Here is a 19,020-nt window from a genome sequence, read left to right as displayed (position 1 = left end):
TCAAGGAAACGCCACCGTGGTCGAGGAAAACGAACTGCTGGCCGAGCGATACGGCCATGTCCTGCTGCTGACGCTGAACCGCCATCCTAAGCGCAACGCGCTCGGCCTGGCGATGCTGCAAGGCCTGGTCGACGCCTTCAATGGCGCCGATGCCGATCCCGACACGCGATGCGTGGTCATCGCCGCCCGGGGCAGCTGTTTCTGCGCCGGCGCCGACCTGGAAGAAGCCCGCCGCCTGGCGCGCGAGCAGCCGGAGCTGGCCAGCCGGCGCAGCGACCTGCTGGTCGACATCAACACCATCGTGGCGCGCCTGGGCACGCCCGTCATCGCCGCCGTCAATGGCCCGGCCATCGGCGCGGGCGCCGGCCTGGCGCTGGGCAGCGATCTGGTGCTGGCCGCCCCCGCCGCCCGCTTCGGCTATCCCGAGGTCAAGCACGGCATCTCGGCCGGCATGCTGATTCCCAACCTGATCCGGCAGGTGGGCCCCAAGGCGGCCTTCGAACTGGTGGCCACCGGCGACCCCATCGACGCCGAACGCGCCTACGCGCTGGGCATGATCAACCGCATCGTCCCGGAAGCCGAACTGGTCCCCGCCGCGCTCGCGCTGGCCGAGCGCCTGGCCCAGTTCGCGCCGGCCGGCCTGTCGGCCTCCAAGCGCGCCTTCCAGCAGGCCTACGAGCTGTCCCTGGAAGACGCCGTGCGTGCCGCGCGCGGCGTCAACGACCGGATCCGTGCCTCAGCCGGCTGAGCGCATCCCTACGAATCCTCCCACACTGCCCTCTCGAATCATGCTTGCTACCCGACTGACCGCCCTCCTGGGCATCCGCCACCCCATCGTCCAGGGAGGCATGAGCTGGGCCTCGTCCAACGCCGAGCTGGCCCTGGCCGTTTCCGAGGCCGGCGGCCTGGGCGTGATCGCCGCCGGCCCCATGTATCCCGACGACCTGCGCGCCGCCATCGCCCGCGTGCGCGCCGGCACGCGCCAGCCCTTCGCGGTCAACGTCCCGCTGTACAACAAGCGCGCGGCGGAATTCCTGGACATCGTGCTGGAAACCGGGGTGCCGGTGATCATCGCCTCGCAGGGCGGCCCCAAGGCCCACATCGGCCGCTTCAAGGAGGCCGGCGTCACGTGGATACAGGTCACGGCCAACCCGCTGCACGCCCGCAAGGCCGAGGACGCGGGCGTGGACGCGGTGATCGCGGTGGGCGGCGAAGCCGGCGGCCATCCCGGCCCGGACGAGGTCGGCACGCTGGTGCTGGTGCGGGCGACGGTCAACGCGGTGACGGTGCCAGTCATCGGCGCGGGCGGCATCGCCGACGGCGCGGGCATCGCCGCGATGCTGGCGCTGGGCGCCAGCGGCGCGCAACTGGGCACGCGCTTCCTGCTGACGCCCGAATCGGGCCTGCACGCCGCCTACAAGGACCTGGTGCTGAACGCCGGCATCGGCGACACCGCCATCGTCGGCCGTGGCCGCTCGCCCATCCGCATGGTCAAGAACGCCTTCTCGACCGAGTACGAGGCGGCGGCCAACCGCGGCGCCGACGATGCCGAGCTGGATGCCTTGTTCGCCCGCAGTTCCTTGCGGCAGGCCGCCAAGGACGGCGACGTGGCGCAGGGCAAGGTGGAAGCCGGGCAAAGCGCCGGCCTGATCGACAAACTGGAGCCCGCCGGTGAACTGGTCGAGCGGCTGGCGCGCGAAGCGGAAGCGGCCCTGAGCGGCGCCGCCTCCTGCATACGCTGATTCAGGCCTGCCCGATGCTGGCGGGCTGGTAGTCCACGCCCGACCCCAGGCCCTCGGGCACCGCCAGCTCGCCCGATTCGACCTCCAGGCCCACGAACGGGTCGTCCAGCAGGTGATCGAACTCCGCCAGTTCGGCACCGGCATGGATGCTGCCGGCGACACTGGCCACATGCACGCCCTGGGCCGCCAGCAGGCGCGGTCCGAAGATCGCGCCGAACCGGTAGCCCACGCCCGCCGCCTCGCACAGGCGCACGGCGATCAGCGTGTTGCGTATGCCGCCCAGGTAATGCACCTTGAGGTTGTAGGAGTCGGCCGCCCCCATGCCGATCAGGCGCACCAGTCCCGGCAGCCCGGCGATGGCCTCGTCCGCCTCGATGGGCAGCGCGCCCGCGGCGTGCACGCGGCACAGTCCTTCGATGTCCGCCGCCGGCACCGGCTGCTCCATCATCGCCACGCCCATCGGCCGCAGCGCCTGGCACACGCGGATCGCCTCGTCGGCCTGGTAGGCCTGGTTGGCGTCCACCGTCAGCGTGACGGCCTCGCCCAGCCGCTCGCGCACGGCGCGCACGCGGGCGACGTCAAGCTCCGACTCGCCGCTCAGCTTCAGCTTGAGATAGCGATAGCCCTGGCGCGCCAGCTTGGCGGCCTGTTCGGCCATGTCCTCGGGCGGCTTGATCGAGACGATGCGCGAGGCCTCGACGGTATCGCGTACCTTGCCGCCCAGCAGCACGTGCAGGGGAACGCCCAGCATCCGCGCCTGCAGGTCGTAGATCGCGCAGACGAAACCCGACAGCGCGCAGACTTCCACCCCCGCCACGGCTTCCAGCCGGCGGTGCAGGGCTTCGAGCGCGAATGCGTCCTGCCCCCGGGCCTCGCGCCGGAGCGCCTCCAGGACCGGCTCGATGCGTGCCGTGTCGGGCTTGAAGATGGGCGTGCCCAGCACGTGCCCATACCCCACCTGGCCGTTGCGCGCGGTCAGCGCCACGATCCAGCCGTCCACGTGGGTGATGGTGCCGCGCGCAAAGCGCCAGCTGGGGTCGTCCTGGCGCTGCGAGCAGGCGATGATGTCCACGCGGTCTATCGTGGAAGCCAACCCGGCCGGGGCCGGGATGCGCGGGGTATTGGCGGTCATGGTCATTCGAGCTTGAGGTTGGCCGACTTGATGAGGTCCTTGGTGCGCTGGGCGTCATCCACGACGAAGCGCGTGGTCTCCTCGGGCGTGAGCGTGGCCAGTTCGGTACCCTGGGCCTCCATCAGCTTGCGGTACTCCGCCTTCTTGGTGACCGCGTTCAGCGCCGCGTTGAGCTTGTTGACGACCGCGGCGGGCGTGCCCTTGGGCGCCGCCACCGTGTACCACGACGCGGACTCCGCGCCGCCCAGGCCCGCCTCGGCGAACGTGGGCACGTCGGGCAGCAGCGGCGAGCGGGTCTTGGACGCGTAGGCCAGGGCCCGCAGCTTGCCTGCCTTCACATAGGGCAGTTCGCCCGACAGGTTCATCACGCCCACCTGCAGGCGCCCGGCCACCAGATCGGTAATCGCGGGCGCCGCGCCGCCATAGGGGATGTGCGCCATCTCGATCCTGGCCTGCTGCTTGATCAGCTCCCCGCCCAGGTGGGGCGAGGTGCCGGTGCCGGACGAACCGTAGTTCAGCTTGCCGGGATTGCTGCGCGCGAGCTCGATCAGCTCTTTCGCGGTGTTGGCCTTGACCGAGGGGTTCACCACCAGCAGGTTGGGCTGGTTGGCCGCCAGCGCGATGAAGGTGAAATCCTTGATGCCATCGTAGGGCGTGGGCTGGATCAGCGGCGTGACGATGTGGGCCGCCGCGGTGCCGAACAGCAGCGTATAGCCATCGGCCTCCGCCCGGGCCACGTACGCCGCGCCTATGGTCGCGCCCCCGCCCGCCTTGTTCTCGACCACCACCTGCTGCCCCAGTTCGGTGCCCAGCTCCTTGGCCAGGCTGCGCGCCACGAGATCGGCCGGACCGCCCGCGGCATAGGGGTTGACCAGCACGATGGGCTTGGTCGGATAGGACTGGGCCTGCGCCCCCGAGGCGGCCAGCACAAGCGCCGCCGCCAACAACGATTGCTTGAACTGCTTCATGTATGTCTCCTGGTTTTAGGCCTCCTCCGGCCTCGTACCGCCGGAGGAGGCGAGATCCGGCTGTCGCCGGCACGGCCTTAGATGACCTTTCTTTCGCGCAGCGCCTGGATGTCCTCCTTGCCCAGGCCCAGCCTGTCCGCCAGCACCTGGTCGGTGTGCTCGCCCAGCAGCGGCGGCCGCCCCAGGCTGGGGTCGTCGAAGCCGTCGAACTTGAACGGCACCGGCAGCGCCTTGAACGAACCGAGCTGGGGATGGGCGAATTCGCGCACCATGCCGCGCGCCAGCACGTGCTCGTTGCTCAGCACCTCGTCCACGCTCAGGATGGGGCCGGCCGGCACCTTGGCTTCGTCGCACAGCCGGCAGAATTCGTCGCGGTCGAACCGGGCGACGGCCGCCGACAGGCCGGCCATCACTTCCTCGCGGCGGTTGACCCGGTCGATGTTGCGCACCAGGGTCGGATCCTGCGCCCACTCATGCAGCCCGAGCAGGTCGCACAGCGGCTGCCAGTGCTGGTCGCTGCCCGTGACCTGCACCCACTTGTCGTCGCGGCAGCGGAACGCCGCCGACGGCACGCGGCCCGGATGCTCGGTGCCCAGCCGGGGCGGCACCTCGCCCAGCGCGAAGAAACGCGCCGCGGCCAGCGACAGCAGGCCGACCTGGCCGTCCAGCATGGAGAAATCCACGTGGCAGCCCTTGCCCGTGGCCTGCCGCCCCATCAGGGACGACAGGATGGCGATCGCGACCCACAGGCCCGAGGTCAGGTCGGCCACAGGCAGCCCCGGCTTGACCGGGCCGCCGCCACGCTCGCCGGTCAGGCTCATGATGCCGCCCATGGCCTGGAACACCGTGTCGTAGCCCTTGCGAGGCGCGTAGGGGCCGGTCATGCCGAAACCCGTGCACGACACGTAGACCAGCGCGGGATTGTCCTGGGACAGCCGGGCGTAGTCCAGCCCGTAGCGCTGCAGCGTCCCGACCGGAAAGTTCTCCAGCACCACGTCGGCCTGGGCGCTGAGCTTGCGGATGAGGTCCTGCCCTTCGGCGCTACGCAGGTTGACGGTAATGGACTGCTTGCTGCGGTTGAAGGCCATGTAATAGGCCGATTCGGTACCGCCCTCGCCTTCCACCTTGGGTTCGAAGCTGCGCGTCTCGTCGCCGGTGCCGGGCTGTTCGACCTTGATCACCGTCGCTCCCAGCTCGGCCAGGATCATCGTGGCGAAGGGGCACGCCAGGACCCGCGACAGGTCCAGGATGGTGACGTTCTCCAGCGGACGCGTCATTTCGCCGCCTTGCGGAAGCCCCGCATGATGACGTTGGTGTCGCGCCCGGCGGCCAGGCCTTCCTCCAGCGTCAGCTCGGCCACGCGATGGAACAGCCGCTTGGTGGTCCCCATCGCGATGGGGCTCCAGCCCGCCAGCCTGGCGGCGATTTCCAGCGCGGCCTCCAGCACCCGGTCGTCGGGCTCGACCCGGTTGGCCAGGCCCAGCGCCAGCGCGCGCGGACCGTCGATGGGCTCGCCCATGGCCAGCAGTTCGAAAGCATGCTTGCGGCCCAACTGGCGGACCAGATTGGACATGACCACGGCCGCGACGATGCCGTGCTTGAGCTCGGGATAGCCGAAACGCACGTTCTCGGCCATGACGGCCAGGTCGCAGGCGATGGCCAGCCCCGCGCCCCCGCCCAGCGCATTACCCCGCACCGCGGCCACGACGGGCTTGGACATGCGCGAGAAGGCCAGGTGCAGCCCGGTGGTCAGGTCGGCGCGCGCGTTGACGGCCTGGGGATCCTCGGGCACCAGCGCGCTGAACTCCGAGGTATCGGCGCCGGCACAGAACGACTTGCCCGCCCCCGTCAGCACCACCGCATGGACCTCGGCATCCCGCTCGGCCTGCCACAGCGCATCCACCAGCGCCTGCGTCAGCGCGGTATTCAACGCGTTGTGCTTCTCCGGCCGGTTCATCGTCAGGATACGGACGGCCCCTCGGTTCTCAATCAGGAGTTCGGACATGCTCATGCTCGTGGTTTCCAATATAGTTGATTTTATATACTACTTAATTGATAAATTCAACTATTTTGGCGGAAACTCCCCCCACAGCCCCGTTGCCACCCCCTGAGAAAATCGCCCCAGACCAGGGCACGGAGGATCCGGCTCCGCCGGTCCCCGCCGCCCGCCCCCTGGGGGGCGCGCGTCAGCGCGTACGGGGGGGTTTTAATTCTTCCAACAACCCGATCGTATGTTCGGTCAGCTTGTCGATCGCGCGCTCGAGCACTTCCCGCTCTTCGTCGGTCAGCACGGACAGCATCTTCTCGTTGCGATCGACGGCCTTGGGGAAAACCTTGCGGTACAGCGCCCGGCCCTGCGGGGTCAGGTCGAGCCGCACGCCCCGGCCGTCCGATTCGTCGGCGCCCCGCTTGACCAGGCCGCGCTCGATCAGCTCGGCCACGCTGCGGCTGGCCTGGCTCTTGTCGATGTTGGCCTCGTGTGCCAGCGCATTGAGCGACAGCGGGGCGAAGGCGCCCAGCAACCCGATGATGCGCCAGTCGCGCGAGCCCAGTTCGTACTGGCTCTCGTTCACCCGTGCGGCGATGCGGCTGGAGACGAAGGCCAGGCGGTTCAGGCGGTAGGAAAACAATTCCTTGAGATTCGCGGGAACGGGTCTTGTCATACGTCTTTCTCGATAGGTGAACGCAGGAATTTACCTTACTCGGGCCCGGCCGGGGACGGCTTGGCCCGCCTCAGCTTGAAGCTGCTCATGGCCGTGGCCACCAGCGTGCCGGCCTCGTCCCGCACTTCGCACTGGCAGAAGGCGATGGTCCCGCCGGCATGCCGGACCTCGGCACGGGCCGTCAGGTCACCCCGTCCCGGCGCGATGAAATGGATGTTCAGGTCTACCGTTCCGGAAGTCTCCATGCCGGACTCGATCGTGCGGGTGGCGATGGCCATGCTGGAGTCCATCAGAGTGGCGATGGCCCCGCCATGGATGACCCCGCGCCGGTTTGCCAGCCGCGCGCTGGCGGTCATGACGAGCAGCGAGCGGCCATGATCGGCCTCGCGCACGGAAATGCCCAGCCATGCGGCGAACGGCGCGAGAGCCGAGCCCGCCAGGGGGCCGGTGGGAATGACCACTTCCGGCTCCAGCACCGCGCAGGACTCGGGACTATCCATGCGCCGCCACTCCCAGCAAGGGATTCAACCCGCTCTGGGCGACACGGCTGTGCAGCGTGCGGCCCAGGGCTTCCTCGCACATCGCCGCGGTTGCCATCAGCCCCTCCAGGTCGATGCCGGTGGACACCCCCATGGATTCGAACAGGTTCACCAGGTCCTCGGTCGAGACGTTGCCGGTATGGCCGCCGCCGTACTTGACCTTGGCCGGATGCCCGCCCACGCCGCCGAAGGCGCAGTCGAAATAGCGGCAGCCCGCCTCCAGCGCCGCCACGTAGTTGACCAGGCCGGTGCCGCGCGTATCGTGGAAGTGCGCCACGGTCGTCACCTCCGGCAGTTCGGCGTGCACCGCCGACATCAATTGCTTGACGGTCCGCGGCGCAGCCATGCCTGTCGTGTCGCCCAGCGCCACGTGCATGACGCCCAGCCGGGCGAAGCGCCTGACGTCCTCCAGCACGCTGTCCGCCGATACCTTGCCCTCGAAGGGGCAGCCCCAGGCGACCGACACCGTGCCGATCATGCGGAAACGCCCCTGCGACGCCGCCACCATGTCGGCCACGTTCTGCCACTGGTCGGCGCGGCTGCGCCGCAGGTTCTTCATCGAATGCGATTCGCTGGCCGACACCAGCAGGCTGATCTCGTTGGCGCCGAAGCCTGCGTCCAGGTCGGCCACCGCGCGCTCCACGGCGCGCACGTTGGCGCAGGTCGCCTTGTACCAGACACCGTCGCGGCGCGGCAGCGCGCGCAGCAGCTCGCTGGCATCGCCGAACTGGGGCACGACCTTGGGATTCGAATACGAGGTCGCCTCGACACGCTGGAAGCCGATGGCGGCGAAGCGGTCGATCAATGCCACCTTGGTGGCGGTGGGGATAAAGGTCTCCTCGTGCTGCAGGCCATCCCGGGCGAAACATTCGCAAAGCGTGACGTCGCTCATGGTTCTAGCCTCCCTTCGCGCCGTGGACGTTCGCCAGGCCGAACAGCTCGATGGCATGCGCCTTGAGCTTGTTCTTCTGGACCTTGGAACTGCCCGTCATGCCGATATTGTCGAACGTATCCACGATCTCGAGGTAGCGCGGCACCTTGAAGTTCGCGCAGCGCGCCTTGCACCAGTCGATCAGCTCCTGGCGCCCGGCCTGCTTGCCTTCCTTGAGCAGCACGAAGGCCGCCGTCACCTCGCCCAGGCGCGCGTCGGGCACGCCGACCACCTGGGCCATCTGCACCGCGGGATGCGCGTGCAGGGTCTCCTCGACCTCGGCCGGCGCGACGTTCTCGCCGCCTACCCGGTACATGTCCTTGAGCCGGCCGACCATGCGCAACCGCCCTTCCGGCGACATCTCGCCCAGGTCTCCGGTGCGCAGCCAGCCTTCCGGCGTCAGCGCCTTGGCGGTCGCCTCCGGCATCTTGTAATAGCCTCGCATCACGTGCCAGCCACGCACCTGGATCTCGCCCTGGCTTCCGGGGGGCAGGACCTCGCCGTTGTCCTGGTCGACGATGCGCACCTCGGTGCCGGGATGCGGCAGCCCCCAGCCATGGGCGCGCAACTCGAACGGGTCGTCCCGCGACGACATGATCACATTGGGCGAAGCCTCGGACTGCCCGTAGGCATTGCACACGTGGTCCACGCCCATCACGTCGCGGATCTGCTGCATGACCTCGGGCCCCGCCGCCGCCCAGCCGCCGCGCAGATGCAGCTTCTTGGGATCGAAGTCGGGATGGCCCATCATCATCAGGAAAATGGTGTCGTTGCCCGAGGTCAGCGTGCACTTTTCCTCGTCCATCACGCGCAGCGTCTCGGCCACGTCGAACTTGGGCAGCGTCAGCAGGCAGCAGCCCGCCACCAGGCTGACCAGGACGGACAGCGTGGTGCCCGAGACGTGGAAGAACGGCCGGATGCTGAAATAGCGGTCGTCGTGCCTTACGCCTATCCGCTGCCCGGCGGCCCAGGCATTGAGCAGCATGTTGGCGTGGGTCAACATCACGCCCTTGGGGAACGAGGTCGTGCCCGAAGTGAACTGCATCAGCAGCAGATCGTCGGGCGTGATGTCGGCGGCCAGCGATTCGATGGTCCCGGGCGCGACCTCCTGGCCCCGCGCCAGGAAATCCGCGTAGCGCTCGGCGCCCGCCGGGCAGGGGCCGTCGCCCACCATGACGGCGCGGCGCAGCTCGGGCAGCGCCTGGCCGGGCAGGCCGGTATCCAGTGCCGGCTCGACCGCGGTCAACAACTGGACGAAATCGATGCCCAGGAAGGTGTCGGCGAACACCAGCAGCTTCACGTCCGCCTGTTTCAGGCAGAACTGCAGTTCGTCGGTCTTGAAGCGGGTATTGACCGGCACGGTCACCGCGCCCAGGGTCGCGCAGGCGAAGAAAGTCTGCAGCCAGGTGGCGCCGTTGCCCAGCATGATCCCGACATGGTCGCCCTTGCGCACGCCGCTGGCGTGCAAGGCGGCGGCGATGCGGCGGGTGCCTGCCAGCACCTCGTTCCAGGTCAGGCGGTCGGCCTGGCAGACGAAGGCCTCGCGCGCGCCGTATTTCCCGGCCGTGCGTTCCAGCGTGCGATAAAGCGTAGTGGGCCGGTCAAGCATTTTTCTGCGCTCCCGCACCGAAGCCCGAGATCGCGCGCTTCCAGTCGCTGTGGCGCAGGTTCTCCTCGATGGCCAGCAGCTCCACGGCCATCGCGCCCTCGCGCGTGGTCTCCACGCCCTGGTCCACGCAGCGCTTGGTCAGCCGGACCGTCAGCGGGGCGGCCGCGGCGATATGGCGGGCCATTTCCATGGCGCGCGCCTCCAGCTCCGCCGGCTCGTACACATGGTTCACCAGCCCGATGGCCTTGGCTTCGTGCGCGTCCACCGTGCGGCCGGTGAACAGCAGCTCCTTGGCCATGCGCGTGCCCACCATGCGCGGCAGCCGCTGGGTCGCGCCTATGGTGCCCCAGCCGACTTCCGGGTAGCGGAACTTCGCCTCGGTGGAAGCCAGGATGAAATCGCTGGCGCCAGCGATCTCGCAGCCCGACCCGAAGGCCGCGCCATGCACCACGGCGATCACCGCCTGCGGCAGGCGCTCGAGGGCGGCGTAGGCGGTGAAGCCCTTGACGCGGCGCGCGGTCAGCTCGGCGGTGGACATGCCCTGCCGCTCCTTCAGGTCGGCGCCGGCGCAGAACACCGGCCCCTCTCCGCGGATCACGACCACGTGCACGGCGTCGTCGGCGGCAAGCGCCTCGGCCGCGGCGACCAACTCGCCGCACATGGCCGTATTGAGCGCGTTGCGGCTCTCGGGCCGGTTCAGCGTCAGCGTGGCGACGTGGTCCTCGACCTCGACGCGGATGGTGGAATATGCACTGCTCATGCGAACCCCTGGATTGTCTGGTGGCCTACGATAGTTGTTTTTATACACTACTTTGTTGACAATAACAACTATATGGACGAGCGTCGGGCGCCGCCAGCGCGGGAGGCGCCCCTACCCTGGCGCCCCTGGGGGCGCCCTTCCCAGCACGCCGTCATCCAGGTACAGGCTGCGGTCGGCCAGCGGCGCGGCCAGGGCCTCGTTCTGCTCGGACAGCAGGATCGCCAACCCCTGCCCGCGCAGGACGCGTATCGCCTCCACCAGCCGCTGCACCACGATGGGGGCCACGCCCTCGGACGGCTCGTCCAGCAGGATTACCCGGGGCTGGGTCATCAGCGCCCGGCCGATCGCCAGCATCTGCTGCTCGCCACCGCTCAGCGCGCCTCCCGGGCGATGCGCCAGCGGCTCGAGTTCGGGAAACAGGCGACAGACCCGTTCCACGGTCCAGGGTTCCGCGCCGGGACGCGGCCGGCCCGCGGCCACCTCCAGATTCTGCCGCGCCGTGAGCTGGGTGAAGATACGCCGATCCTCGGGCACCCAGGCCAGCCCCGCATGCACCCGCCTGTCGGCACGCCAGCCGGCCATGGAGCGGCCGGCCAGCAGCACCTCGCCCGTGGTTTCCACCAGGCCCGCCAAGGCGCGCATCAGCGTGCTCTTGCCGGCCCCGTTGCGTCCGACCAGGGCGACGATTTCTCCCGCCCCGACCTCCAGGTCCACGTCGAACAACGCCTGCGCCCGGCCATGGAAGGCGCACAGCGCATGCGTGCGCAACAGCGCCGTCATGCCGGCTCTCCCGCCGCGGCCGTGCCCAGGTAGGCCGCCCGCACCGCCGGGTCGGCGGCGATCTGCGCGGGCGCCCCGTCCGCGATCACGCGGCCGCGCACCAGGACCAGGACCTTGTCGGCAAAGCCGAACACCACGTCCATGCTGTGCTCGGTGAACAACACCGCCAGGCCGCCCGCGGCCTCCTGCTTCACGATGGCCATCAGGCCGCGCCGGTCGGCGCGGGTCATGCCGGCCGTGGGTTCGTCCATCAGCAGCACCCGGGGCCTCAGGGCCAGCGCGCTGGCCAGCTCCACGCGCTTGAGCTCGGGATAAGGCAGTTCCCCGCACAGCCTGCCGGCCAGCGGCTCCAGGTCGAAGCGTTCCAGCCAGGCGCGCAGTTCGGCCGGGTCCACGCCCGCCCCGCGCCCCCGGATCCCGTGCCAGACGCCGGGATCGCGGGCGGCCAGCGCCAGCGCGACGTGCTGGCCCACGCTCAGCGACGCGGCCACCTGGGCGATCTGGAACGTCCGTCCCAGACCCAGCCGGGCCCGCGCGGCGACACCCAGGCGCGCCAGATCGCGCCCATCGAATTCGATGCGTCCGGCATCAGGCCGGAGCTGGCCGTTGATGCACTGGAAGCAGGTGCTCTTGCCCGCGCCGTTCGGTCCGATCAAGGCCAGCATCTGGCCGCCTTCCAGCGTGAACCCGACGTCGTCCACCGCCCGAACGGCGCCGAACGACTTGGACAAGCCCGTGACGACCAGCTTCATCGCGGCGCCCTCCCGTCATCCGGCCGTCCCGCTGGGGCAAGGCGCCCCAGCCGCCGGACGCCGGTCAGGCCGCCCGGGGCAAGCAGGATCACCGCGAGCATGGCCAGGCCGATCGCGGCGCGCCAGTACTCGGTGGCGCGCGCCAGGAAATCCTGCCCCACCGTATACGCCAGGGCGCCCAGCCACGGGCCGGCCAGCGATTGCAGGCCGCCCAGCAGGACCATGACGAGCGCGTCGACCGAACGGGGAATGGCCAGCAGGTCGGGCGCGACCGATCCCTTGGCGAACACCGTCAGGACGCCAGCGGCTCCGGCCAGCGCCCCCGCCAGCATGAAGGCCGTCCAGCGCACCGCGAACACCGGCAGGCCCAGGCTCTCGGCGCGCAACGGCGCGTCGCGCACCATGCGCAGCGTCAGCCCGAAGGGCGCGTGCATCAGGTGCCGCAGCAGCAGGCCGCCGGCGCCGGCCACCGCCAGGACGAACCAGTAATATCCTTCGCGCGTCGCCAGCCAGCCTTGGGGCCAGAAGCCGAACAGGCCGTTGCTGCCCCCCGTCACCGCATCCCACTGGAAGGCGACGGACCAGGTGATCTGGGCAAAGGCCAGGGTCAGCATGGCCGCGTAGACTCCCGCCGCCCGGAGCACGACGAAACCGAACACCGCCGCGCCGGCCAGCGCCAGCAGCATGCCCGCCGCCAGACACAGCAGGATGCTGGCGATGCCGCCTAGCCCCGAGTCGCCCAGCCCCGGCAGCACGGCCGCCACCAGCGGCGCGGCCAGCGCCCCGCCATAAGCCCCCAGGCCCAGGAAGGCCGCATGGCCGAACGAATGGACGCCGCCCGGCCCCATCAGGACATACAGGCTGGCGGCGAAAAGACCGGCGATCAGGACATCCACGGCCAGGACCAGCACGTAAGCCATGTCGCCGGCCAGCCAGGGCAACAGCGCCAGCGCCGCCACGCCCGCGGCCAGCAACAGGCCGCCGCGGCGCGTGGGCGGCGGCAGCGGATTGAGCTCGGCGCGCGCCGCGCGCGGCGGCGCCACCGGCCGCCCGAACAGCCCCCAAGGGCGGAAGGCCAGCACGATGGCCATCAGCAGGAATTCGATCACCAGCGTCAGCTTGGGCAGCACCAGTTCCAGGCCGCCTATCGACACCGTTCCCAGCGCCACGCAGGCCGCCTTGACCACGCCTATCATCATCGCCGCCACGAAGGCGCCGATCACGCTGCCCATGCCGCCCACCACGGTCACCACGAAGGCCTCGGCCACGACCTGCAGGTCGTAGGCCAGCGACGCCGGCTCGCGCGGCATCTGCAACGCCCCCGCCAGCCCCGCCAGGCCGGCGCCCAGCGCGAATACCTGCGTGAACAGCCGCCGCTCGTCCACGCCCACGGCCAGCGCCATCTCGCGATCCTCGGTGGCGGCGCGCAATTGCAGGCCCCAGCGCGTGGACGTCATGATCCATTGCACGCCTGCCAGCACCAGCAGGCCGATCGCCATCAGCACGAAGTCATACGACGGCAGGTTCAGCGTGCCGGGCGCCAGCACGCCGGTCAGCCCCGGCGCCTTGGGCCCGAGCCGATCGTCGGCGCCCCAGGCGGCCAGCGTCGCATCGCGGATGATCAGCACCAGCGCGAAGGTCGCGACCAGTTGAAAGAGTTCGGGACTGCCGTAGAGCCGGCGCAGCACGCCGCGCTCGATCAGCGCGCCCACCACGGCCACCGCCAGCGCCGCGCCCGCCACCGCGCCCCAGAACCCCAGCGCGCCCCACAGCGGGATAAGCGCCTGGGCCAGGGTGACGCCCAGGTACAGCCCCAGCATGGCGAGCGAGCCGTGCGCGAAATTGACCACGCGCGACACGCCGAAGATCAGCGTCAACCCCAGCGACAGCAGGAACAGGCTGCTGGCGCTGGCCAGCCCGTTCAGCAGTTGCGCTAGCACCGCTCAGCGCGCCGGCCGCAGCTTCGCCACCTCGGCATCGGTGGGCTGGTACCTGGCGCCGTCGGCATAGCGGAAGTCCACCATGACGCCCGTGCGCTGCGCCCCGCTGCCCTGCAGCGCGGTCCGCCCGACGAAGGCGCCCAGCGTCGACTGGTTGTCCTGCGCGCGGAACACGATGGGTCCCCAGGGCGAGGACAGCGGCATGTTGCGGAACGCGTCGACGATCTTCTCCGGATCGGTGCCGCCCGCGCGCCGCAGCGCCTCGGCCGCGGCGTGGATGGTCACGTAGCCCACCACCGAACCCTGGCGCGGCGGCTCGCCGTACTTCTTCCGATAGGCATCCAGGAAGCGCTGGTGCTCGGGCGTCTTGATCGCATACCAGGGATAGCCCGTCACGATCCAGCCCTCGGGCGCCTCGTCCTTCAGCGGCTCGAGGTACTCGGGCTCGCCCGACAGCAGGCTGACCACCTCGCGCCCCTTGAACAGGCCTCGCGTGGCGCCTTCGCGCACGAACTTGGTCAGGTCGGTGGCGAACAGCACGTTGAAGATCGCATCCGGCTTGCTGGCCTCCAGCGCCTGCACCACGGGCCCCGCATCGAGCTTGCCGAGCGGGGTCGCCTGCTCGGTCACGAACTCGACGCCGGGCTGCGCGGCCTGCAGCAGCGTCTTGAAGGTCTGCACCGCGGACTGTCCGTACTCATAGTTCGGATAGACGATGGCCCAGCGCTTCTTGCCCAGCTTGGCCGCCTCGGGCACCAGCATGGACACCTGCATCCAGGTCGACGGCCGCAAGCGGAAGGTGTAGCGGTTGCCGTTGGCCCAGGTGATCTTGTCGGTCAAAGGCTCGCTGGCCAGGAACGGGACCTTGCGCTGCCGGGCATAGTCGCCCAGCGCCAGGCCGACGTTGGACAGGAAGCCGCCGGCCAGCATCGCCACGCGCTCGCGCGAGACCAGCTCTTCGGCCGCGCGCACCGCATCGCCCGGCACGCCGTTGTCGTCCCGGATCACCAGCTCCAGCGGACGCCCGTTCACGCCGCCCGCGGCGTTGACTTCGTCCAGGGCCAGCAGCATGGCCTTGCGATAGGGTTCGAGGAAGGCGGGCTGCGCCTTGTAGCTGTTGATCTCGCCGATGCGCAACGGGTCGGCGGCGTGCACGGGCGCGGCCAGCAGGACCGACAGACCGAGGAAACCGGAAGCAAGCGATATGCGAAGCATGGACAGACTCGGACTAGGCCCCACGAAGAAGATGCCCGGCATGCGGGGCAGGCAGACGCCGGCACCCCTCCTTTGCGGAGGAGCGCCTATTGTAAGGGGGTAAGAAGCCGCCGGAAGATCAGGCCGGTGCGTTCAGGCCCAGCCGCTGCGCGTACTGCCGCAGCGCGTGCACCTTCGGCTCGGCAAAGAATACCGGCTCGGCCCCGTCCAGCCCGGGCGCGGCGCGACGCTCGCCTTCCATCGCCAGCAGCGGCAGCACCAGATCCTGCGAACGAGCCAGCTCGTCCCGTCCCAGCGTGCCTGGATAGATCTTGTCGAGCTGGATCACGTCCAGCAGATCCTCGATGATGGCGATGCGATAGCCATCGCCTCCGCCCAGCCTGGCCCGCATATAGCTGGGCTTGAGTGCCGTGCGCAGCACCGACAGCCCGGTCTTGCGCCACGCCGCGGCTTCCGCTCCATCGAAGAACGCGCCGGCGAACAGCAGCGCCTTGCCCGCCTTCGTCGGATAGGCCGCCGTCATCGACACACCCAGCCGCTGGCGCAGGAAACGCACCTGCACGACCAGATTGCGCCGCCCCACTTCGTTCAAGCCATGCTTGTCCAGGTCCCACTTGACCCAGTTCACGATGCGGCGCGACAGGCTGGGAGGCCGCCAGCCCACGCCCTTGCCGGGCGCATTGGCCACGATCCAGTTGGTGACCAGCTTCTCGTGCCACTCGAAGCGGCCTTCCGCGCCGTCCGCCACCAGATCGTCGAAGGCATGGAGATTGTGCAGCCAGTTCTCGCCCCAGGGCCGCCAGTGCCAGCCACGATTGTCGGAAAGCACCCTTTCCACGCCGAAGAAGTGAAAAGCCTGCGCCCCCACCATGCTGGGCGGCCGCTGGCAGAAGCTCCAGCGGCTGGCCGGATGGCGCAGCACCGGTGTCTCGACCGTGTTGAACCAGGCCAGGTATTCGTCCTTGCGGCCCAGGTGCGTTCCCAGCAAGGTCATGGGCTGGGCATACCGCAGCCCCCACCAGAACCGGTGCAGGCCTTGCGAGCGCGCGTTCCAGAAGCCGGACAACTTCGAAGAATCCGTGAGGTAGGACATGGCGGGACAGCTCAATGACTAAATTGGTACCAGCGTGCCTGCGGCACGCCATGGAGACACAGCCAGGATCGAAGCAAAGCCCGCACACGGAGAACGACGTGATGCGCAGCGACTGGAAGGCGAACCAGCGCTAAAGTTTTGCGCAGCACTGCCGTTAACTTTGGCGTATGAGCGTTATTACATAATTGCGCCCACAATTCAACATGTAAAAAAATACGACATTTCCAGTTTCATGCCCTCCCTGCGAAATCCGCGACGCGTCCATCTTCCTGCAAGGCCGGCCACCATTCGATGGTAAGCGCTCGCCAGCGATTTCCGATGAAAGTGCAACATTCATTGTTGCCGGCATTCTCCCGCCTCCCTAGAGAAACCACTTAGCTCCCGGCATCGGCGCTTCCGCCATCCGCACGGCCGACACGCGCTTGGCCGGGACCTCCCCCCGGGTCCTGTTCACGCCCTGTCTCTCTCGCTTCCATAGCGTATCGAACCATTTGGTCCGAATTGTGACCTCCACGAACGCAGGGAATGACCTGACTTGCCGGCAAGCTTGCGTCAAGTTTAGTATTCGAAAACTATTTTTATATACAAAACAATCAGACAGGAGACAACGACCATGCTCATCGCGCCATTCCTTGGCAGTTCGCTCTCGCCGCAGCAGGCTGCCCGCCGCAGGCTGCTGGCCACGGCAGCCTTTCTCCCCGCCGCCTGCTGGCTGGGCCCCGCACGTGCCGCCCAGGGCGACCTGACCGAGTTCACCTTCACCATGGGCGTGAATACCGTGCCGGGTACGGCGCTGATCGACGCTACCGCCCAGGACCTCGGCCTGTGGCGCAAGCACGGCCTGAAGCCGGTCGTGCCGCCTCCCCTGGGCGGCGGCGACCGGCGGACCTGGAGTCCGGGGGAAGAAAACCACTCCGACGTGCGCCTGTATGGCATGGGTGCGACCATCAACTACCCCAGCAAGGGGGTGGATTTCGTCATCGTCGCGGATCTGGGGACGCGGGCCGAATGGCACATGTGGTCGATGGCCGATCGGCCCGTCGATGCGCGGCAGCTCAAGGGCAAGCGTTTCGCCGTCACGCAGTTGTCGGGCACGGACCGGCTGTATGTCGACCTGTTCCTGAAGTCGCTGGGCGTCAGCCAGGACGACGTCACCCTGGTGCCCACCGGCGGCGTGCCGCAGAACTACCAGGCGCTGCGCAGCGGCCAGGCCGACATCTGGGTAACCACCGAACACGCCGCCATCCTGATCGACCGTGAGCAACGCCTGCAAAGCGTCGCCAGGATCTCCGACTTCGTCGGCAAGGACTGGGATCCCTACGTCATCGTCGCCAAGCGGCGCACGCTGGCCGAACGGCCCGCGCTGGTGAAGGAAGCCGTCGCCACCATCCTGGAGGCCGTCCGGCACATCGACCAGGCCCCCCGCCAGGAAAACGTGGCCCGCCTCATGCAGCGCTTCAAGGTCGACGAGGCCGTCGCCGGCAGGCTGCTATCCACCGTATCGCTGAACCCCACCGGCAAGATCAAGCTGTCGACGATAGAAAAGATGCGCAACCACTACGTGGACACCGGTGTGATCAAACGCGATGCCCTGCCCATCGACGCGATCTTCGATGCCTCGGTCGTCGGCACGGTTGCCTGACATCCCCCTTCCACCCAGGAGAATCCCATGCAGCGCCTTCCGCTTCCCCCCTTCATCCTCCAGCCGGCACGCCGGCGCCTGCTCAAGACCATGGCCGTGCTCCCGGCCGCCGCCTGGCTTCCGGGCTGTGGCGGCGACGGCGATCCCGCGCCGGTCCCCAGCGAACCCACTCCCTTCACCTACGAGATAGGCGTACGGACCGTCCCCGGCACGGCCCTGATCAACGCGACGATCCAGGACCTGGGGCTCTGGGACAAGCACAGCATCAAGCCCGTCGACCCCGTGCCCATCGACGATCGCCGCGAGTGGACGCCCGAAGCCGAGAACAACTGCGACGTCCGGCTCTACGGCATGGGCGCGACCATCAACTATCTGAGCAAGGGCGTCCAGTTCACCATCATCGGCGACCTGGGCACCCGGGCCGAGTGGCACATGTGGACGCTGGCGGACAACCCCATCGCGCTCATCGACCTCAAGGGCAAGCGTTTCGCCGTCACCCAGCTGGCGGGCACCGACCGCTTCTATGTCGACCTCTTCCTGAAGTCGCTCGATGTCAGCCAGGACGACATCGTCTATGTGCCCACCGGCGGCGTGGGCACCAACTACACGGCGCTCAAGGAAGGCAAGGCCGATATCTGGGTCACGACGGAACATACGGGCATCCTGACCGACAGGGACAATCTGCTGCGCAGCATGGCGAAGGTCTCGGACTACGTGGGCACGGACTGGGACCCCTACGTGGTTCTGGCCAAGCGGAGCACGCTGAAGGAGAAACCCGGGCTGGTCCGGGAAGCGGCCACGGCCATCTTCGAAGCCGTGCAACACATCGGCAAGGCGCCGCGCCAGGAAAGCCTCGATCGCCTGATGAAGCTGTTCAAGGTGGACCAGGCCATGGCCGAAAGGCTGTTTGCCACCGTCTCGCTGAATCCTTCGGGCAAGACCAAGCTGTCGACCATAGAGAAAATGCGCAACCACTATATCGAGAACGGGTTGATCACCCCCGAGTCGGCGCCCCTGTCGGCGATCTACGACGCATCCATCCTCGGTACGCGGTAACACTGCTTTACGGGGTGGTCGCGACAAGCGGCCGCCCGGGAAGTTATGGTTGGGGATCGCATTCAGAGGTCTGGGCTTGCCCCGCCTCTCCGGACAGGTTGTTTAACCTAACAAACCGCCGCCTCGAACTGCATGGGGCTGACGTATCCCAGCGTTGAGTGCTGGCGCCTTGTGTTGTAGAACCGCTCGATGTAGTCG

19 protein-coding genes are annotated in these 19,020 nt (G+C 68.6%); 4 read left to right on the top strand and 15 right to left on the bottom strand.

The features are described 5' to 3' along the window. The first annotated feature begins 16 nt into the window (after positions 1 to 16). Positions 17 to 748, top strand: a complete 732-nt coding sequence (locus tag CDO46_RS08795; RefSeq protein WP_165963274.1) for an enoyl-CoA hydratase/isomerase family protein — start codon at positions 17 to 19, stop codon at positions 746 to 748. After that, complete coding sequence (locus CDO46_RS08790) at positions 702 to 1,742, top strand: nitronate monooxygenase (protein ID WP_347944136.1); 1,041 nt, start codon at positions 702 to 704, stop codon at positions 1,740 to 1,742. Before CDO46_RS08795 ends, CDO46_RS08790 begins: the two co-directional genes overlap by 47 nt. Position 1,743: 1 nt before the next feature. Here the strand turns inward: CDO46_RS08790 and CDO46_RS08785 are convergent, their stop codons facing one another. The 14 genes from CDO46_RS08785 to CDO46_RS08720 form a co-directional block, all read right to left on the bottom strand. Continuing rightward, positions 1,744 to 2,874, bottom strand: coding sequence for a mandelate racemase/muconate lactonizing enzyme family protein (locus CDO46_RS08785; RefSeq protein ID WP_176400687.1), 1,131 nt, complete (start codon positions 2,872 to 2,874; stop codon positions 1,744 to 1,746). Positions 2,875 to 2,876: 2 nt separating this feature from the next. Then, the gene (locus CDO46_RS08780) at positions 2,877 to 3,842 is read right to left on the bottom strand and encodes a tripartite tricarboxylate transporter substrate binding protein (RefSeq protein ID WP_087838173.1); all 966 of its coding nucleotides are present in this window, start codon (positions 3,840 to 3,842) and stop codon (positions 2,877 to 2,879) included. Between the two features lie 77 nt (positions 3,843 to 3,919). Beyond that, positions 3,920 to 5,119: a CaiB/BaiF CoA-transferase family protein gene (locus CDO46_RS08775; RefSeq protein ID WP_087838172.1), complete on the bottom strand. Its 1,200-nt coding sequence runs from the start codon at positions 5,117 to 5,119 to the stop codon at positions 3,920 to 3,922. Continuing rightward, positions 5,116 to 5,853 (bottom strand): enoyl-CoA hydratase/isomerase family protein, encoded by a 738-nt coding sequence (locus CDO46_RS08770; RefSeq protein WP_243724620.1) that lies wholly within the window; start codon positions 5,851 to 5,853, stop codon positions 5,116 to 5,118. The genes CDO46_RS08775 and CDO46_RS08770 overlap by 4 nt, the downstream gene beginning before the upstream one ends. Positions 5,854 to 6,028: 175 nt before the next feature. Beyond that, positions 6,029 to 6,505 (bottom strand): MarR family winged helix-turn-helix transcriptional regulator, encoded by a 477-nt coding sequence (locus CDO46_RS08765; RefSeq protein ID WP_087838171.1) that lies wholly within the window; start codon positions 6,503 to 6,505, stop codon positions 6,029 to 6,031. Positions 6,506 to 6,540: 35 nt separating this feature from the next. Further along, positions 6,541 to 7,005, bottom strand: a complete 465-nt coding sequence (locus CDO46_RS08760; RefSeq protein ID WP_087838170.1) for a PaaI family thioesterase — start codon at positions 7,003 to 7,005, stop codon at positions 6,541 to 6,543. Beyond that, on the bottom strand, positions 6,998 to 7,936 hold the full coding sequence (locus tag CDO46_RS08755; protein WP_087838169.1) for a hydroxymethylglutaryl-CoA lyase: 939 nt from the start codon (positions 7,934 to 7,936) through the stop codon (positions 6,998 to 7,000). Before CDO46_RS08755 ends, CDO46_RS08760 begins: the two co-directional genes overlap by 8 nt. A gap of 4 nt (positions 7,937 to 7,940) precedes the next feature. Continuing rightward, positions 7,941 to 9,584, bottom strand: coding sequence for an AMP-binding protein (locus CDO46_RS08750; protein ID WP_087838168.1), 1,644 nt, complete (start codon positions 9,582 to 9,584; stop codon positions 7,941 to 7,943). Further along, positions 9,577 to 10,344: an enoyl-CoA hydratase/isomerase family protein gene (locus CDO46_RS08745; RefSeq protein WP_087838167.1), complete on the bottom strand. Its 768-nt coding sequence runs from the start codon at positions 10,342 to 10,344 to the stop codon at positions 9,577 to 9,579. Before CDO46_RS08745 ends, CDO46_RS08750 begins: the two co-directional genes overlap by 8 nt. A 111-nt stretch (positions 10,345 to 10,455) precedes the next feature. Beyond that, positions 10,456 to 11,124: an ABC transporter ATP-binding protein gene (locus tag CDO46_RS08740; protein ID WP_087838166.1), complete on the bottom strand. Its 669-nt coding sequence runs from the start codon at positions 11,122 to 11,124 to the stop codon at positions 10,456 to 10,458. Further along, positions 11,121 to 11,876: an ABC transporter ATP-binding protein gene (locus tag CDO46_RS08735; RefSeq protein ID WP_087838165.1), complete on the bottom strand. Its 756-nt coding sequence runs from the start codon at positions 11,874 to 11,876 to the stop codon at positions 11,121 to 11,123. Before CDO46_RS08735 ends, CDO46_RS08740 begins: the two co-directional genes overlap by 4 nt. Next, positions 11,873 to 13,816, bottom strand: a complete 1,944-nt coding sequence (locus tag CDO46_RS08730) for an ABC transporter permease (RefSeq protein ID WP_087838164.1) — start codon at positions 13,814 to 13,816, stop codon at positions 11,873 to 11,875. Before CDO46_RS08730 ends, CDO46_RS08735 begins: the two co-directional genes overlap by 4 nt. Before the next feature lie 3 nt (positions 13,817 to 13,819). After that, positions 13,820 to 15,031, bottom strand: coding sequence for an ABC transporter substrate-binding protein (locus tag CDO46_RS08725; RefSeq protein ID WP_087838163.1), 1,212 nt, complete (start codon positions 15,029 to 15,031; stop codon positions 13,820 to 13,822). 118 nt (positions 15,032 to 15,149) lie between these two features. Then, positions 15,150 to 16,124: a hypothetical protein gene (locus CDO46_RS08720; RefSeq protein ID WP_087838162.1), complete on the bottom strand. Its 975-nt coding sequence runs from the start codon at positions 16,122 to 16,124 to the stop codon at positions 15,150 to 15,152. Positions 16,125 to 16,737: 613 nt separating this feature from the next. Between CDO46_RS08720 and CDO46_RS08715 the strand changes: the two genes are divergently transcribed. Next, complete coding sequence (locus CDO46_RS08715; protein ID WP_087838161.1) at positions 16,738 to 17,766, top strand: ABC transporter substrate-binding protein; 1,029 nt, start codon at positions 16,738 to 16,740, stop codon at positions 17,764 to 17,766. A 27-nt stretch (positions 17,767 to 17,793) separates the two neighbouring features. Then, complete coding sequence (locus CDO46_RS08710; RefSeq protein ID WP_087838160.1) at positions 17,794 to 18,822, top strand: ABC transporter substrate-binding protein; 1,029 nt, start codon at positions 17,794 to 17,796, stop codon at positions 18,820 to 18,822. A 107-nt stretch (positions 18,823 to 18,929) separates the two neighbouring features. Here CDO46_RS08710 and CDO46_RS27945 read toward each other — a convergent pair. Then, positions 18,930 to 19,020 (bottom strand): IS3 family transposase (locus CDO46_RS27945; RefSeq protein ID WP_140416819.1); only part of this gene is annotated, 91 nt, incomplete at its 5' end.

The sequence above is a fragment of the Pigmentiphaga sp. NML030171 genome (assembly GCF_002188635.1).
In the GTDB taxonomy this organism is placed as follows: domain Bacteria; phylum Pseudomonadota; class Gammaproteobacteria; order Burkholderiales; family Burkholderiaceae_B; genus Pigmentiphaga; species Pigmentiphaga daeguensis.
The sequence above is the reverse complement of the archived record's forward strand: the minus strand, read 5'-3'. Positions and strand labels throughout refer to the sequence as shown.

Coding starts and splice junctions, on each gene's coding strand:
- CDO46_RS08785 (WP_176400687.1), bottom strand. CDS start 2,874: ATGACCGCCAATACCCCGCGCATCCCGGCCCCGGCCGGGTTGGCTTCC.
- CDO46_RS08780 (WP_087838173.1), bottom strand. CDS start 3,842: ATGAAGCAGTTCAAGCAATCGTTGTTGGCGGCGGCGCTTGTGCTGGCC.
- CDO46_RS08775 (WP_087838172.1), bottom strand. CDS start 5,119: ATGACGCGTCCGCTGGAGAACGTCACCATCCTGGACCTGTCGCGGGTC.
- CDO46_RS08770 (WP_243724620.1), bottom strand. CDS start 5,853: ATGAGCATGTCCGAACTCCTGATTGAGAACCGAGGGGCCGTCCGTATC.
- CDO46_RS08765 (WP_087838171.1), bottom strand. CDS start 6,505: ATGACAAGACCCGTTCCCGCGAATCTCAAGGAATTGTTTTCCTACCGC.
- CDO46_RS08760 (WP_087838170.1), bottom strand. CDS start 7,005: ATGGATAGTCCCGAGTCCTGCGCGGTGCTGGAGCCGGAAGTGGTCATT.
- CDO46_RS08755 (WP_087838169.1), bottom strand. CDS start 7,936: ATGAGCGACGTCACGCTTTGCGAATGTTTCGCCCGGGATGGCCTGCAG.
- CDO46_RS08750 (WP_087838168.1), bottom strand. CDS start 9,584: ATGCTTGACCGGCCCACTACGCTTTATCGCACGCTGGAACGCACGGCC.
- CDO46_RS08745 (WP_087838167.1), bottom strand. CDS start 10,344: ATGAGCAGTGCATATTCCACCATCCGCGTCGAGGTCGAGGACCACGTC.
- CDO46_RS08740 (WP_087838166.1), bottom strand. CDS start 11,124: ATGACGGCGCTGTTGCGCACGCATGCGCTGTGCGCCTTCCATGGCCGG.
- CDO46_RS08735 (WP_087838165.1), bottom strand. CDS start 11,876: ATGAAGCTGGTCGTCACGGGCTTGTCCAAGTCGTTCGGCGCCGTTCGG.
- CDO46_RS08725 (WP_087838163.1), bottom strand. CDS start 15,031: ATGCTTCGCATATCGCTTGCTTCCGGTTTCCTCGGTCTGTCGGTCCTG.
- CDO46_RS08720 (WP_087838162.1), bottom strand. CDS start 16,124: ATGTCCTACCTCACGGATTCTTCGAAGTTGTCCGGCTTCTGGAACGCG.
- CDO46_RS08715 (WP_087838161.1), top strand. CDS start 16,738: ATGCTCATCGCGCCATTCCTTGGCAGTTCGCTCTCGCCGCAGCAGGCT.
- CDO46_RS08710 (WP_087838160.1), top strand. CDS start 17,794: ATGCAGCGCCTTCCGCTTCCCCCCTTCATCCTCCAGCCGGCACGCCGG.